The organism is Stenotrophomonas maltophilia (assembly GCF_001676385.1).
Lineage (GTDB): Bacteria > Pseudomonadota > Gammaproteobacteria > Xanthomonadales > Xanthomonadaceae > Stenotrophomonas > Stenotrophomonas maltophilia_J.
The window spans coordinates 1-14,848 of sequence record NZ_LYVJ01000020.1 but is presented as its reverse complement, the minus strand read 5'-3'; the positions used below and the strand labels follow the sequence as shown (position 1 = coordinate 14,848).

12 protein-coding genes and 1 pseudogene are annotated in these 14,848 nt (G+C 67.4%); 3 read left to right on the top strand and 10 right to left on the bottom strand.

Annotation, left to right across the window (positions count from 1 at the left end; translation table 11 throughout):
• Positions 1 to 803: IS110-like element ISStma6 family transposase (locus A9K58_RS18730; protein ID WP_065200771.1), on the top strand; the 803-nt coding region annotated here is incomplete at its 5' end.
• An 11-nt stretch (positions 804 to 814) separates the two neighbouring features.
• Here the strand turns inward: A9K58_RS18730 and A9K58_RS18725 are convergent.
• Positions 815 to 1,720 (bottom strand): LysR family transcriptional regulator, encoded by a 906-nt coding sequence (locus tag A9K58_RS18725; RefSeq protein ID WP_065200770.1) that lies wholly within the window; start codon positions 1,718 to 1,720, stop codon positions 815 to 817.
• 117 nt (positions 1,721 to 1,837) lie between these two features.
• Between A9K58_RS18725 and A9K58_RS18720 the strand changes: the two genes are divergently transcribed.
• Positions 1,838 to 2,611, top strand: coding sequence for an SDR family oxidoreductase (locus A9K58_RS18720; protein WP_065200769.1), 774 nt, complete (start codon positions 1,838 to 1,840; stop codon positions 2,609 to 2,611).
• Between the two features lie 107 nt (positions 2,612 to 2,718).
• On the opposite strand, the gene leuB is transcribed toward A9K58_RS18720, so the two are convergent.
• The 9 genes and pseudogenes from leuB to ilvC all read right to left on the bottom strand — a co-directional run bounded on the left by leuB (position 2,719) and on the right by ilvC (position 12,369).
• A complete protein-coding gene (gene leuB, locus A9K58_RS18715; RefSeq protein WP_065200768.1) occupies positions 2,719 to 3,780 on the bottom strand; it encodes a 3-isopropylmalate dehydrogenase in 1,062 nt (353 codons plus the stop codon).
• Positions 3,770 to 4,348, bottom strand: a complete 579-nt coding sequence (gene leuD, locus A9K58_RS18710; protein WP_065200767.1) for a 3-isopropylmalate dehydratase small subunit — start codon at positions 4,346 to 4,348, stop codon at positions 3,770 to 3,772. The genes leuB and leuD overlap by 11 nt, the downstream gene beginning before the upstream one ends.
• A complete protein-coding gene (gene leuC / locus A9K58_RS18705) occupies positions 4,348 to 5,766 on the bottom strand; it encodes a 3-isopropylmalate dehydratase large subunit (protein ID WP_065200766.1) in 1,419 nt (472 codons plus the stop codon). Before leuC ends, leuD begins: the two co-directional genes overlap by 1 nt.
• A 60-nt stretch (positions 5,767 to 5,826) precedes the next feature.
• Positions 5,827 to 6,600 (bottom strand): class I SAM-dependent methyltransferase, encoded by a 774-nt coding sequence (locus A9K58_RS18700; protein WP_065200765.1) that lies wholly within the window; start codon positions 6,598 to 6,600, stop codon positions 5,827 to 5,829.
• Between the two features lie 10 nt (positions 6,601 to 6,610).
• Complete coding sequence (locus A9K58_RS18695; protein WP_065200764.1) at positions 6,611 to 8,197, bottom strand: 2-isopropylmalate synthase; 1,587 nt, start codon at positions 8,195 to 8,197, stop codon at positions 6,611 to 6,613.
• A pseudogene (locus A9K58_RS18690) lies at positions 8,194 to 9,287 on the bottom strand (threonine dehydratase). The gene A9K58_RS18695 and the pseudogene A9K58_RS18690 overlap by 4 nt, the downstream one beginning before the upstream one ends.
• Positions 9,288 to 9,383: 96 nt before the next feature.
• Positions 9,384 to 9,635, bottom strand: a complete 252-nt coding sequence (locus A9K58_RS18685) for an ACT domain-containing protein (RefSeq protein WP_065200763.1) — start codon at positions 9,633 to 9,635, stop codon at positions 9,384 to 9,386.
• The gene (ilvG, locus tag A9K58_RS18680) at positions 9,619 to 11,355 is read right to left on the bottom strand and encodes an acetolactate synthase 2 catalytic subunit (RefSeq protein ID WP_065200762.1); all 1,737 of its coding nucleotides are present in this window, start codon (positions 11,353 to 11,355) and stop codon (positions 9,619 to 9,621) included. Before ilvG ends, A9K58_RS18685 begins: the two co-directional genes overlap by 17 nt.
• Positions 11,356 to 11,394: 39 nt before the next feature.
• Positions 11,395 to 12,369, bottom strand: a complete 975-nt coding sequence (gene ilvC, locus A9K58_RS18675; RefSeq protein WP_065200761.1) for a ketol-acid reductoisomerase — start codon at positions 12,367 to 12,369, stop codon at positions 11,395 to 11,397.
• 614 nt (positions 12,370 to 12,983) lie between these two features.
• On the opposite strand from ilvC, the gene ggt reads away from it, so the two are divergent.
• Entirely contained in the window at positions 12,984 to 14,777 is a 1,794-nt protein-coding gene (ggt, locus tag A9K58_RS18670) for a gamma-glutamyltransferase (RefSeq protein ID WP_407070837.1), read from the top strand.
• Positions 14,778 to 14,848: the final 71 nt, after the last annotated feature.

The window sequence follows — 14,848 nt, the reverse complement described above, 5'->3', positions numbered from 1 at the left end:
GGTTGAAGAAGTGGCCGATCAAGCAGGTCGTTCTTGAGGCAAGCGGGGGTTACGAGCGGGCTGCTCTGGATGTATTGCACGCCGCCGGCCTGCCGATGGTACGGATCAATCCAGCGCGTGCACGGCGATTTGCCCAAGGCACGGGCCGTGCCGCCAAGACCGATCGGCTCGATGCGACGGTGCTGGCGCAGATGGCCCATTTGTTGCCGCTGACCCGCTACGTACCGCCTGCTCCTTGGCAGCAGCGTCTGTCTGAGTTTGCACAATGCCGCAGGCATCTGGTGCAGATGCGGGTCAGTGAGATGCAGCGCTTGCGGCGATTGGTCGATCCGGATCTGATTGCGATGAAGCAGCGCCATATAGCTCAGCTATCTGACGACCTGAAACAATTGGATAAAGCTATTGCCGAGCAGCTTGAGGGACAGCCTGGCTGGAAGAATATCGGCGCGCTCAAAGGCGTCGGACCCATCCTGATCAGTACGCTGGCCTGCGAGCTCCCGGAACTGGGCAGTTTGGGAAGCAAAGCCATAGCATCGCTGGTGGGTTTGGCCCCGATGAACCGCGAAAGTGGCACTTGGCAGGGTCAGCGACGCATCAGTGGTGGGCGCGCGGTGGTGCGCGAAGCCCTTTACATGGCGGCCCTCACCGCCATCCGGTACGAGCCGAGACTGCGCGCGTTTTACGCTGGCTTGAAGGCCAAGGGCAAAGCGAGCAAGGTGGCGCTCGTGGCGGTTATGCGCAAAATGCTGGTAATCCTCAACGCCCGCAAGCGGGACGCCGAGGTGACCCCCGGCTGCCCCTGACAAGACAGTTGCTACTGCAGCTGCAGGCCGGTCCGCAGTATCGGCAGCAGCCATTCCAGGAACACCTGCACGCGTTGTGCGCGGTGCTGCCGATGCGGCTGCAGCAGCGTCACCGGCAACGGCTGCGCGACGTGCTGCGGCATTACTTCCACCAACACGCCGGATTGCAGTTCAGCCTGTACGTCGTAGCGTGGAATCTGCAGCAGCCCCAGCCCGGCCACGCAGCAGGCAATGGACGCCTCGGCACTGTTCACTCGTACCCAGCCGGACATCGCTTGCGTACGCAATTGGCCGCCCTCCTGCCATTCCCAGGGCTCCACCCGCGCCGTCGTGGGCGAGGCATAGTTCACCGCGCGGTGCTGCTGCAGATCGGCAGGGTGCTGCGGCACGCCATGCGCATCCAGGTACGCGGGTGCGGCGACATTGACGAAATCCAGCTGGCCCAGCGTGCGTGCCACCAGGCTGGAGTCACCCAGCTGGCCGACCCGCAGTACCGCATCGCAGCCGTCTTCGATCAGGTTCACCGCGCGATCGGTCATGCCCAGGTCCAGTTCCACCTGCGGGTAGCGCGCGAAGAAGCCAGGCAGGGCCGGGGCGATGATGCGGCGCCCGATGCGGCTGGGCACGTCGATCTTCAGCAGGCCCACCGGTTGTGCGTCATCCTGGCGGAACAGCGACTCGGCGTCTTCGACCTCGGCGATCAGGCGCAGGCAGCGTGCATGGAACACGTCGCCGTCGTGAGTAGTGGAGACCCGGCGGGTCGAGCGTTGCAGGAGGCGCGTGCCGAGCCGCTGCTCCAGTTCCGCAATGGCCGCCGACACCGTGGAGCGGGGCAGGCCGAGCTGGTCGGCGGCGCGGGTGAAGCTGGCACACTCCACCACCCGGGTGAAGATGCGGAAGCGATCGATACGGTCCATTGTTCGCCGGCTCTGGAAAGTTAAGTCAATGTGGCGGGCTTTATCCGCATTTTCTGCACGATATCGTCGTCAGGGCAGGGTTGCCACCCCGGACAGCCCCCTCCCGAGACCGAAGCCATGACCGACCATTCCCTCAAGGGCAAGACCGTGCTGATCGCCGGTGGCGCCAAGAACCTGGGCGGCTTGATTGCCCGCGACTTCGCCAGCCAGGGCGCCAGGGCCATCGTCATCCACTACAACAGCGCCGCCGCCCAGGCCGATGCCGAAGCCACCGTCGCTGCGGTGCAGGCCGCTGGCAGCAAGGCGGTCGCCCTGCAGGGAGACCTCACTTCGGCGGCCGCGATGGAGCGCTTGTTCGCCGATGCAGTGGCGGCGGTCGGCCGTCCCGACATCGCCATCAACACGGTCGGCAAGGTGCTGAAGAAGCCGCTGGTCGAGATCAGCGAAGCGGAGTACGACGAGATGAGCGCGGTCAACGCCAAGGCTGCCTTCTTCTTCCTCAAGGAGGCCGGTCGCCACGTCAACGACGGTGGCCGCATCTGCACCCTGGTGACCTCGCTGCTGGGCGCCTATACGCCGTTCTACTCCAGTTATGCCGGCACCAAGGCGCCGGTGGAGCATTTCACCCGTGCCGCGTCGAAGGAGTTCGGGGAGCGTGGCATCTCGGTGACCGCCATCGGCCCGGGTCCGATGGACACGCCGTTCTTCTATCCGGCCGAGAGTGCCGACGCGCAGGCGTATCACAAGACCGCAGCGGCGCTGTCTGCGTTCACCCGCACTGGCCTGACCGATATCGCCGACATCGTGCCGTGGATCCGCTTCCTGGTCACCGACGGCTGGTGGATGACCGGGCAGACCATCCTGGTCAATGGCGGGTACACCACCAAGTAGAGCCGCCACGCATGGCGTGGCTGCGGCATATCCGTAGAGTCGGGCCATGCTCGACTGCTGTTGCATGAGTCGAGCACGGCTCGACTCTACAGGTGCCGCCGGATGGATCAGCCCAGCTTTGCCAGCACCGCGTCGGTCGCCGCTGCGGTGCTCACCGACCGGCCCTTGGCGGCCAGGTCGGCGGTGAATACGCCGTCGTCCAGCACGGCATGCACGGCCGCTTCCACCGCCGCGGCCTCGGCTTCCAGCCGCAGCGAATGGCGAAGCAGCATTGCCGCGCTGAGGATCGTCGCGTACGGATTGGCGATGCCCTTGCCGGCGATGTCCGGGGCCGAACCATGGATCGGCTCGTAGATGCCCACCGCACCCGGCTCGCCCAGCGAGGCCGACGGCAGCAGGCCCAGCGAACCGGCCAGCATCGAGGCTTCGTCGGTGAGGATGTCGCCGAACATGTTCTCGGTGACGATCACGTCGTACTCGCGCGGCTTGGCCAGCAGGTGCATCGCCATCGAATCGACCAGCTGGTGTTCCAGCGCGACGTCCGGGAATTCCTCGCGGCCGATGCGCGCGGCCACGTCGCGCCACAGGCGCGAGGTCTCCAGCACGTTGGCCTTGTCCACCGAGGTGACCTTGCCGCGGCGCTGCTGGGCCAGCCGGAAGGCACTGCGCAGCACGCGTTCGATCTCTGCCACGGTGTAGCGGCACAGGTCGCTGGCGCTGCCGGCGTCGCGGGTCTTGTCGCCGAAGTAGATGCCGCCGGTCAGCTCACGCACCACCACGAAGTCCACGCCCTGCAGCAGCTCGGCCTTGACCGGCGAGGCGTGCAGTGCGGCCTCGTGGGTCCGTACCGGGCGCAGGTTGGCGTACAGGCCCAGCGCCTTGCGGATCGCCAGCAGGCCCTGTTCCGGACGCACCCTGGCGTTCGGGTCGGACCACTTGGGGCCACCGACGGCGCCCAGCAGCACCGCGTTGGCGGCCTGGCAGGCGGCGAGGGTCGACGCTGGCAGCGGTTCACCGTGGCGGTCGATGGCGATGCCACCGATGTCGTGCTCGCTGAAGTTGAAGGTGTGGTTGAAGCGTCCGGCGACCGCCTTCAGGACGGCAACTGCCGCTGCGGCGACTTCCGGGCCGATGCCATCACCGGGCAGGACAACAATTTCAGCGTGCATGCTCACTCTCGTAACGTTCGATTTCAGGGACACGGCCCAACAGATAGCCCAACTGGTCGACGCCTTCCAGCAGGCAGGTCTGCGAGAAGCCATCCAGCGGGAAGGAATAGACACGGCCATCGGGCGTGCGCAGTTCGCGCGTGGCCACGTCGATGGTCAGCTCGTCGTCCGGACGCTGCATCAGGGCCTGGACGTCCGCTTCGTCCAGCACGATCGGCAGCAGGCCGTTCTTCAGCGAATTGCCGCGGAAGATGTCCGCGATCTCGCTGCTGACGATGGCGCGCAGGCCCAGGTCGGTCAGCGCCCATGGCGCGTGTTCGCGCGAGGAGCCGCAGCCGAAGTTGCGGCCGGCCAGCAGGATGCTGCGGCCGGCGTTGTGCGGCTGGTTGAAGGCGAAGTCGGCCACTGGCGAGCCATCGGCCTGCCAGCGCCAGTCATTGAACGCGTTGCGGCCCAGCCCGGCGCGCTCGGTGGTGGACAGGAACCGCGCGGGGATGATCTGGTCGGTGTCGATGTTGGTCTGGCGCAGCACTACGCTGGCCGACGTCAGGGTACGGAAACCGGCCATCACGCCACCTCCTGTGCGAACAGCTCGCGGGTATCGGCGACGTGCCCGTTCACTGCGGCCCAGGCTGCGCTCAGCGGCGAGGCCAGCAGGGTGCGCGAACCGGGGCCCTGGCGGCCCTCGAAGTTGCGGTTGCTGGTGCTCACGGCCAACTGGCCTGGTGCAACCAGGTCACCGTTCATGGCGATGCACATCGAACAGCCCGGTTCGCGCCATTCGGCACCGGCCGCGCGCACGATCTCATGGATGCCTTCAGCCTCGGCCTCGCGCTTGACGATCTCCGAGCCGGGCACCACCAGCATGCGCACCCGATCGGCGACACGACGGCCCCGCAGCACCTGCGCCACTTCACGCATGTCGCTCAGGCGGCCATTGGTGCATGAGCCGACGAACACCACATCCACCGGCGTGCCGGCCAGTGCCTTGCCGGCCTGGAAGTGCATGTAGTCCAGGCCCTTCTGCGCAGCGGCATCGTTGGCCGCCGGAATCGGCGCATCCACGGCGATGGCAGTGCCCGGGTGGGTGCCCCAGGTCAGCGTTGGGCGGATGTCGCGGGCGTCGATGCGTACTTCGCTGTCGAAGCGGGCACCCTCATCACTGCGCAGCTGCCGCCAGCGTGCCACGGCGGCCTCGAAGTCGGCGCCCTTGGGGCCGCGCGGGGTGCGGGCGACGAAGTCGAAAGTGACCTGGTCCGGCGCCACCATGCCGGCGCGTGCGCCGGCCTCGATCGACATGTTGCACAGGGTCATGCGCTGTTCCATGTCCATCGCTTCGATGGTACTGCCACGGAACTCGATCACGTGCCCGGTGCCGCCGTTGACACCGATCACGCCGATGATGTGCAGGACCACGTCCTTGGCGCCAACGCCCGCTGCCAGCGGGCCATCGACGGTGATCGCCAGGGTCTTTGCCTTGCGCTGCAGCAGGCACTGCGTGGCCAGCACATGGCCGACTTCGCTGGTACCGATGCCGAACGCCAGCGAGCCGAAGGCACCGTGGGTCGAGGTGTGGCTGTCGCCGCAGACGATGGTCATGCCGGGCTGGGTGAAGCCCTGCTCGGGAGCGATCACGTGGACGATGCCGCGGTTGTCCGAGCCCATGTCGAACAGTTCGATGCCGTGCTCGGCGCAGTTGCGGGCCAGCGTCGCAACCTGTGCTTCGGAGGCGGCGCTGGCATAGGGCAGCCTTCCGTCGGCTGCCGCTGGCAGGGTCGGCGTGGAGTGATCCATCGTCGCCTTGGTGCGATCCGGGCGGCGCGGCGACAGGCCGCGCTCGCGCAGTTCGGTGAACGCCTGCGGCGAGGTCACTTCGTGGATCAGGTGCAGGTCGATGTACAGCACGGCGGGCGCGCTGTCGGATTCGGGGACGACCACGTGGGCGTCCCACAGTTTGTCGTACAGGGTGCGGGGTGCGGAGGTCATGCGGGTGCCTGGCAGAAGTACGAAGGAGCGAACATCGGGAAAGAAAGCGGATGGGTCAAGTCAGCGGCGGCGGGCAAGCACGCGCAACCGCACGTAGTCGGCCAGGGCCTGGCCGGCCGCATTGCGCGGCAGCTCGGCCAGCAATGCCGTGGCGGCCTCGCGCACGCCGGCGCGTGCGTCCGCCGGCAGGTCGTCCAGCAGCGGCGCGGCGAACACCCGCAGCCATCCGGCCACGCCGGTCGGCAGCGCGGTCGGGCGTGGCGTGCACTCGATCAGCTGCACCTGGAAGCCATGCTGGCGCAGCCGATCAGCGTACGCATCGGCAGTGGGGAAGTACCACCGGAATGCACTGGCGCCATGGCCATGGGCCACGCGTGCGGCCTGCACGGCGGCAATGATGGTGGCCACATTGCCATGGCCGCCGAACTCGGCGACGAAGCGGCCGCCGGGGCGCAGGGCACGTCGCACGCCTTCCAGCACACGGTCCGGCGTGGTCATCCAATGCAGTGCCGCATTGCTGAATACGGCATCGAATTCGTTGTCGAACGACAGCGCGTGGCCGTCCATCACCCGGGCGTCCACGCCGCGCGCCCGGGCGGCGATCACCAGTTCCGGCGAAGCATCCACGCCGTGGATATGCGCGCCACTGAGCGCCAGTTCGGTACTGAGCACGCCATCGCCACAGCCCAGGTCGAGGATGCGTTCACCCGCACGTGGGTCGAGCAGGCGCGAGACCGCACCGCCGAGCAGCGGCACGAAGCCGGCATCGATCGCATAGTCCTGGGCATTCCACTGCTGGCCGGCGGCCGTGGCGGGGGTGTCGAAGGCGCTCATCTCGGGTTCCTCAGGCGGTGGCGGGAGTGGGAACATCGGTAGTGCCGTGGGCGGCAGCCTGGCGCTGGCGCAGCAGGCGATTGGCCACATCCAGCCAGGCCAGTGCCGAGGCTTCGATGATGTCCCTGCTGGTGCCGGTGCCGTCGTACTCCACGCCTTCGTGGCGCACGCTCAGGTTGGCTTCGCCACGCGCATCGGCGCCGATGCCGACGCTGTGCACGTGGTAGCTGTCCAGCATCAGCTGCACGCCAGTGGCGGCCGACAGCGCGCCGAACAACGCGTCGACCGGACCGTCGCCCTGCGCGGTTTCGGCCACGCGGTTGCCATCCGGGTCGGACAGTTCGACCAGCGCATTTGCGCGGCTGCCGACATCGCTGATGGTCATCGAGGCCAAGCGGTAACCCTGCGCGTTGGAACCGCCCTGCATCAGCGTCTGCAGATCGGCATCGGTGACCACGCGCTGCTGTTCGCACAGGCCCTTGAACTGCTCGAACACCAGCTTCAGCTCATCCTCGTCCAGCCAGAAGCCCAGCGCACGCAGGCGGGCTTCGACGGCGGCGCGGCCGCTGTGGCGGCCCAGCACCATCTGCGAATCCTCCCAGCCCACGTCTTCCGGACGCATGATCTCGTAGGTGCCGCGATGGCGCAGCATGCCGTGCTGGTGGATGCCCGATTCGTGGGCGAAGGCATTGGCGCCGACGATGGCCTTGTTGCGTTGCACCGGCATGCCGACCAGGCGTTGCAGCAGCTGCGAGGTGCCGACGATGCGCGGGGTGTTGATCGAGCTTTCCTGCTCGTAGAAGGCCTGGCGTACTTTCAGCACCATCGCGATCTCTTCCAGCGAACAGTTGCCGGCGCGCTCGCCGATGCCATTGACGGTGCATTCGACCTGGCGGGCACCGCCTTCGATGGCAGCCAGCGAATTGGCCACGGCCAGGCCCAGGTCGTTGTGGCAGTGCGTGCTGAAGACCACGTTGGCGGCGTTCGGCACGTCGGCGACGCCGGCGATGACCTGCTGGAACATCGAGCGGATCTCTTCCGGCGTGGTGAAGCCGACCGTGTCGGGGAGGTTGATGGTGGTGGCACCTGCGGCAATGGCCACGCGCGAGACTTCGATCAGGTAGTCCAGCTCGGTACGAGTGGCATCTTCGGCCGAGAATTCGACGTCGTCGATGTACGAGCGCGCCAGCGATACATGCTTGCGTACCGACTCCAGCACCTGCTCGCGGGTCATCCGCAGCTTGTGCTCGCGATGCAGCGGGCTGGTCGACAGGAACACGTGCAGGCGCGGGTTCGCAGCGGCCTCCAGGGCACGCGCCGAGGTCTCGATGTCGGCCTGCAGGCAGCGCGACAGCACCGCCAGGCTCAGGCTCGGGCGGCGCAGTTCGCGGCCGATCAGGTCCATCGCCTCGCGGTCGGACTGCGAGCTGGCCGGGAAGCCGGTCTCGATGACGTCCACGCCCAGTTCGTCCAGCGCACGCGCCATCACCAGCTTCTGCGGCGGGCTCATGCTGCAGCCGGGGGACTGCTCGCCGTCACGCAGGGTGGTGTCGAAGATGCGGATGCGTGGGGTGGTAATTCGTTCGATGGTGGTCACAGGGAAATCTCCTCGACAGCGGGTGCGACGGCTTGCAGGGGGGAAGGGGAAGAAGAGGTGGGGGAGGCGTTGGCGCTGGCTCTGCCGGGCGAGCGCGGGGTTTCGCTGCGCCGTCGCCGCGGCTTGCGTGGCGGGCGCGGACGGATGTCGGTGAGCAGGCCGGCCAGTACGCCGGCATCGATGTTTCCGCCGGACACCACCGCGCACTTGCGGCGGCCAGCGACGCGGCGGCCGGCTGCCAGCGCCAGCGCACCGGCGCCCTCGGCGATGATGTGTTCTTCCAGCGCCAGCCGGACCAGCGTCTCGCGCAGCTCCGCCTCGCGCACGATCACCACATCATCCAGCAACGCGGTGCACAGGCGACGGGTCAGGAAACCGGGAATCTTCACCCGCACGCCGTCGGCCAGCGAGGCGGCGGGGGCGATCTCGCGCGCGTCGCCGCGGATCGCTCGTGCCATCGAATCGACGCCTTCCACCTGCGCGCCGACGACTCGCACGCCCTGCGATTTCAGCGCCAATGCAACGCCCGAGGCCAGTCCACCGCCACCGATCGGCACGATCACCACATCCGGTGCGTGCGCGGCCAGTTCGATGCCCACCGTGCCCTGGCCCGCGATCACGTCGGGGTCGTCGAACGCGGACAGGAAGCGGTAGCCGTGGCGCTGCGCCAGCTCGACCGCGAAGGCATAGGCTTCGTCATAGCTGTTGCCGTGCTGGCGCACGGTCGCCCCCCAGTGCGCGACACCGGCGATCTTGGTGGCCGGCGCGCCGTGCGGCATCACGGTGATGGCTGGCACATCCAGGCGATAGGCGGCCCACGCGACGCCCTGCGCATGGTTGCCCGCCGAGGCGCAGATCACCGGCCGGCCATCGCCTCGCTCGCGGCCGGCCAGCAGTGCATTCAACGCGCCACGTACCTTGTAGGAACCGGTGCGCTGCAGGTTCTCCAGCTTCAGCAGGTGCCGAAGCGCTCGGCATGGTGCAGCGGGGTAGGGGGCAGGAAGCGGCGCAGGCGGGCCTGCGCGGCCAGCACGTCGGCGACGCTTACGTCGCCGACATCGCTTTCCTGGCTGGCGTCAGCGGCCGGCATGGGCCACCAGCGCAGTGCGGGTGATCGCCGCATGCGGGCACGGGCGGCGAAGAAGACGCCTCCGTACCGGCACCGTGCTCGCTACGGTGCGGGTGTTCATGGGGCTACTCCTTCCACGGCGGTGGCCTGCACGGACACGCAGTCGTAGATCTTTTCGATCTGCCGGCACAGCGTTTCCGCCGAGCGCTGGCCGTCCACCACCAGCTGCAGGTGCCAGCGGCCGTCATCGGCGGCCACCGGTGCGCCGTTGATCGCACGCGGCGCGAAGCCACGGCGTTCGGCCATGCCGATCACGCGCAGCAGCGCGCCCTCGGCCGGGTGCAGCACCAGGTCAAGCCGGTATTGCATTGGGGGTCTCCTGGCGGGCATGGGCGGGGTTGCTTTCCAGCATCGTGCTGTTGGCGGTGTTCGGCGGCACCAGCGGCCACACATTGGCGCGCGCATCGATGGCCACGTGCAGCAGCGCCGGGCCGGGTTCGGCCAGCAGCGCGGCCAGGCCACCTTCCACGTCGTCCCGGTTGTCGATGCGGGTGGCGGCGATGCCGAACACCTGCGCCAGTGCCACGAAGTCCGGGTTGTCGGACAGGTCGATCTCGCTGTAGCGCTCGGCAAAGAACAGCTCCTGCCACTGCCGCACCATGCCCAGCGAACTGTTGTCCAGCAGCACGATCTTCACCGGCAGGCGGCAGCGCGCGATGGTGGCCAGCTCCTGCACGTTCATCATGAAGCTGCCGTCGCCCGACACCAGCACCACGGTGCGATCGGGGCAGGCGAACTGCGCACCCATCGCCGCCGGCAGGCCGAAGCCCATGGTACCGAGCGCCCCGCTGGTCAGGTGATTGCGCGGGTGGCTGAAGCGGCAGTGCTGGGCCACCCACATCTGGTGCTGGCCGACATCGCAGGCAATCACCGCATCGGCCGGCGCCAGCTCGCTCAGGCGCTTCAGCAGTGCCGGGGCGTAGATGTGCTGGCCCGGTGCGTCGTAGCGCGCGGCGAAGCGATCGCGGTGCTGCGCACAGCGCTTGCGCCATGCGTCCTGGTGGGCCCTGGGGGAGGGGAAGGCCGCACGCAGGGCACGGATGGCGTGACCGACGTTGCCGGGCACGGCGACGTCGGCAGTGCGCAGCTTGGAGATCTCGTAGGCGTCAGCATCGATGTGGACAACGCGGGCGAACGGGGCGAACTCCGCCAGCTTGCCGGTCGCGCGGTCGTCGAAGCGCGCACCCAGCACCAGCAACAGGTCGCTTTCCTGCACCGCCATGTTGGCCGCGCGCGTGCCGTGCATGCCCAGCATGCCCAGCGACTGCGGATGGTGGGCCGGCAGTGCACCCAGGCCGCGCAGGGTCATCACGGTGGGGATGGCGCTGGCCTCGACGAAGTCACGCAGGTCCTGCACCGCATCACCCAGCGCGATGCCGCCACCGGCGTAGACCACCGGCTTTTCCGCGGCTGCCAGTGCGGCGATGGCCTCGGCGATGGCGGCGTCGGCCGGTGCCGGTGGCGGTTCGACGCTGCTCGGGACGTGCGCCGGCAGATGGCTGGCGTCGGCCAGCTGCACATCCTTGGGCAGATCGATCAGCACCGGGCCCGGGCGGCCCTCGCGGGCGATGCGGAAGGCATCGGCCACCACGCGCGGCAGGTCATCGACGCTGCGCACCAGCCAGCTGTGCTTGACGATCGGCATCGTCAGGCCGAACACATCCAGTTCCTGGAAGGCGTCGGTGCCCAGCAGCGGGGTGCCGACCTGGCCGGTGATGCAGACCATCGGTACCGAATCCAGCATCGCATCGGCGATGCCGGTGACCAGGTTCGAGGCGCCCGGGCCCGAGGTGGCGACGCAGACGCCCACCTGGTTGCTGGCGCGGGCGAAGCCGTTGGCGGCCAGCGCCGCGCCCTGCTCATGGCGCACCAGGATGTGCTTCAGCGACGAATCCACCAGCGCGTCATAGAACGGCATGATGGTGCCGCCGGGATAGCCGAACAGCGTGCGGACGCCTTCGGCCTCCAGCGCCTGGGTCAGCCAGCGCGCGCCATTGGGCGTCGCGCTGCGGTGTGTGGAAGCGTTCATGGGGGAACCTTGCAAAGCGGGTGGGGGAGGGCCGCGCGGTTACGCGGCCTGTCCTTGCAACCAGACCATCTTGGCGCGCAGCTCCTTGCCCACCTTCTCGATCGGGTGCTCCAGGTCGGCCTGCTTGAACCTGTTGTAGTTCGGCAGGCCCGCTTCGTACTCGGCCACCCAGTTCTTGGTGAAAGTGCCGTCCTGGATGTCCTTCAGCACTTCCTTCATGCGTTCCTTGGTGCCGGCGTCGATCACGCGCGGCCCGCTGACGTAGTCACCGTACTGCGCGGTCTCGGAGATGAACTCCAGCATGCGCGAGATGCCACCTTCGTAGAACAGGTCGACGATCAGCTTCAGTTCGTGCAGCACTTCGTAGTAGGCGATCTCCGGCTGGTAGCCGGCTTCGACCAGGGTTTCGAAACCGGCCTGCACCAGCGCCGAGGCGCCGCCGCACAGCACCGCCTGCTCGCCGAACAGATCGGTCTCGGTCTCTTCCTTGAAGGTGGTCTGGATCAGGTTGGCGCGGGCGCCGCCGAGGCCGGCCGCATAGGCCTGCGCGTGCTGCGCGGCCTTGCCGCTGACGTCCTGGTAGACCGCCCAGATGCACGGCACGCCACGGCCGATTTCGTATTCGCGGCGCACCAGCGCACCCGGGCCCTTCGGTGCGACCAGCACTACGTCCAGGTCGGCGCGCGGCTCGATCATGCCGTAATGCACGTTCAGGCCATGCGCGAACAGCAGGCAGGCGCCCTGTTTCATGTTCGGCGCCAGTACCTCGTTGTAGAGCTTCTTCTGCACCATGTCCGGGGTCAGCACCGCGACCAGGTCTGCATCCTTCACCGCCTCGGCAGGCGCGATCACGGTGAAGCCGTCAGCCTGCGCCTTGGCTTCGGTCGGGCCGCCCGGGCGCAGGCCCACCACCACGTCGAAGCCGGATTCGCGCAGGTTCAGTGCGTGGGCGCGGCCCTGGCTGCCGTAGCCGATGACGGCGATCTTGGTCTGGGGCAGGTCGTTGGTGCTCATGGGGGAGGTTCCTTGCGGTGGGAAGAAAAAGAACGGCCGGTCGTCGGGATGACGTGCCGGCCGGTCAGGGGAAAGCGGTGAAGGTGGCGCCGCGCATCGCACAGGCACGGCCACCACGAGGCATCGTGGCGGTGTGGCTCCGGGTTTTGCGCTGGGCGTTGATCATGGTGGTTGCGTCTGAAACCAGGTTCTGGAATGAAAAAACCCGCACCGGGGCGGGTGCGGGTTTTTGATGAGTTCCGGTGTGTCTGTTGCTTACACGCTGGCTCGTCCCGCACCTGTAGGTTGGGTAATAAGTACGAGCACAAGAATCGAACGCAGCGAAGCAGCGCCGGTGTCGGCGGCTTCAACGTGGATTCGCGGTGGCGTGTTGTGTTGCAGCATGTGATCGAGAGAAACATAGCCATTTCGACGATGTCAACCCTCGCCGCAGAATTTTCATCAGTTTCCGCTGCATCCAGCGAAATCGCTTGTGGGACAAGGATGGTTGCCACTGAAAGTGTTTTGGTGAACCCGAATTCACTCCTTTCCCGGCGGTTTTTGCGCGGGAACCGGCGGCCTTTCGCCTTGGTGGGTGCGGACCGGGGCCCGGGCCCACGCCAGAATCAAGGCCCATGACCTCTGCCCGATACGGCGTGAGCGCCGCAGCGGCGAAGATCGGGCAACCACCCTTCCCTCGGAAACCGACCGTGTCCCGACGCATTGCCCGTTCCCTGCTGGCCGCCGCCGTGCTGGCCGCCGTGCCCGCTCTGTCCTTTGCCGCCGACCGCATCACCGGCCACGCCTTCGCCACCCGCTCGGAGGTGATCGCCCCGCATGCGATGGCCGCCACCTCGCAGCCGCTGGCCACCCAGATCGCGCTGGACGTGATGAAGGGCGGTGGCTCGGCGGTCGACGCGGCGATCGCCGCCAACGCCGCGCTCGGCCTGATGGAGCCGACCGGCAACGGCATCGGCGGCGACCTGTTCGCCATCGTCTGGGACCCGAAAACGCAGAAGCTGTACGGCTACAACGGCTCGGGCCGCTCGCCGAAGTCGCTCACCCTGGCCGAGTTCCAGCGCCGTGGCCTGAAGGAGATACCCGCGACCGGCCCGCTGCCGGTGTCGGTGCCTGGCACCGTCGACGGCTGGTTCGCCCTGCACGACCGTTTCGGCCGCAAGCCGATGGCCGACAACCTGGCGCCGGCCATCCGCTACGCGCGCGAGGGCCACCCTGTCGCCGAAGTGATCGCCTACTACTGGGATCGCTCGGTACCCAGGCTCTCGCAGTATCCGGGCTTCAAGGAGCAGTTCACGATCAACGGCCGCGCCCCGCGCAAGGGCGAGATGTGGAAGAACCCGAATCTGGCCGATACCCTGCAGAAGATCGCCGACGGCGGTCGCGACGCCTTCTACAAGGGCGACATCGCCCGCACCATCGGCGACTACTTCAAGGCCAATGGCGGCTACCTGAGCTACCAGGACATGGCCGATCACCGTGGCGAATGGGTTGAACCGGTCAGCAGCAACTACCGTGGCTACGACGTGTGGGAACTGCCGCCGAACAGCCAGGGCATCGCTGCGTTGCAGATCCTCAACGTGCTGGAAGGCTACGATTTCTCGAAGATTCCGTTCGGTTCGCCCGAGCATGTGCACCTCTTCGTTGAAGCGAAGAAGCTGGCCTTCGCCGACCGTGCACGCTTCTATGCCGACATGGCGTTCCAGCCGGCGCCGGTGCAGAGGCTGATCTCCAAGGAATACGCCGCGCAGCGCCGCGCGCTGATCTCGATGGACAAGGCGTTGAAGGAAGTGCAGCCGGGCACGCCGAAGCAGCTGGAGGAGGGCGACACGATCTACATGACCGTGGCCGACGCCGACGGCATGATGGTATCGCTGATCCAGTCCAACTATCGCGGCATGGGCAGCGGCATGGCACCGCCGGGGCTGGGTTTCATCCTGCAGGATCGCGGCGAGATGTTCGTGCTGCAGAAGAACCACCCCAACGGCTACGCACCGGGCAAGCGCCCGTTCCAGACCATCATCCCGGCGTTCATCACCAAGGACGGAAAGCCGTATGCCAGCTTCGGCGTGATGGGCGGCGCGATGCAGCCGCAGGGCCATGCGCAGATCGTGATGAACCTGGTGGACTTCGGCATGAACCTGCAGGAGGCCGGTGACGCACCGCGCATCCAGCACGAAGGTTCCACTGAACCGACCGGGCAGGCCACGGCAATGAACGATGGCGGTGAAGTGAACCTGGAAACCGGCTTCCCGTACGAGACGGTGCGTGCGTTGATGCGCAAGGGTCACCGCATCGTGTTCGCCGATGGGCCGTATGGTGGGTACCAGGCGATCATGCGCGATCCCGAGACCGGGGTTTACTACGGTGCTTCGGAGAGCCGCAAGGACGGGCAGGCGGCGGGGTATTGAGGTTCCCCGGCCACCGGGCGCAGCCCCCTCTGCGGTGACAGTTCGTGGAAGCGGGATCATGTGATTGTGCA

Coding starts and splice junctions, on each gene's coding strand:
- ilvG (WP_065200762.1), bottom strand. CDS start 11,355: ATGAACGCTTCCACACACCGCAGCGCGACGCCCAATGGCGCGCGCTGG.
- ilvC (WP_065200761.1), bottom strand. CDS start 12,369: ATGAGCACCAACGACCTGCCCCAGACCAAGATCGCCGTCATCGGCTAC.
- A9K58_RS18720 (WP_065200769.1), top strand. CDS start 1,838: ATGACCGACCATTCCCTCAAGGGCAAGACCGTGCTGATCGCCGGTGGC.
- leuD (WP_065200767.1), bottom strand. CDS start 4,348: ATGGCCGGTTTCCGTACCCTGACGTCGGCCAGCGTAGTGCTGCGCCAG.
- ggt (WP_407070837.1), top strand. CDS start 12,984: ATGACCTCTGCCCGATACGGCGTGAGCGCCGCAGCGGCGAAGATCGGG.
- leuB (WP_065200768.1), bottom strand. CDS start 3,780: ATGCACGCTGAAATTGTTGTCCTGCCCGGTGATGGCATCGGCCCGGAA.
- A9K58_RS18685 (WP_065200763.1), bottom strand. CDS start 9,635: ATGCAATACCGGCTTGACCTGGTGCTGCACCCGGCCGAGGGCGCGCTG.
- leuC (WP_065200766.1), bottom strand. CDS start 5,766: ATGACCTCCGCACCCCGCACCCTGTACGACAAACTGTGGGACGCCCAC.
- A9K58_RS18700 (WP_065200765.1), bottom strand. CDS start 6,600: ATGAGCGCCTTCGACACCCCCGCCACGGCCGCCGGCCAGCAGTGGAAT.
- A9K58_RS18725 (WP_065200770.1), bottom strand. CDS start 1,720: ATGGACCGTATCGATCGCTTCCGCATCTTCACCCGGGTGGTGGAGTGT.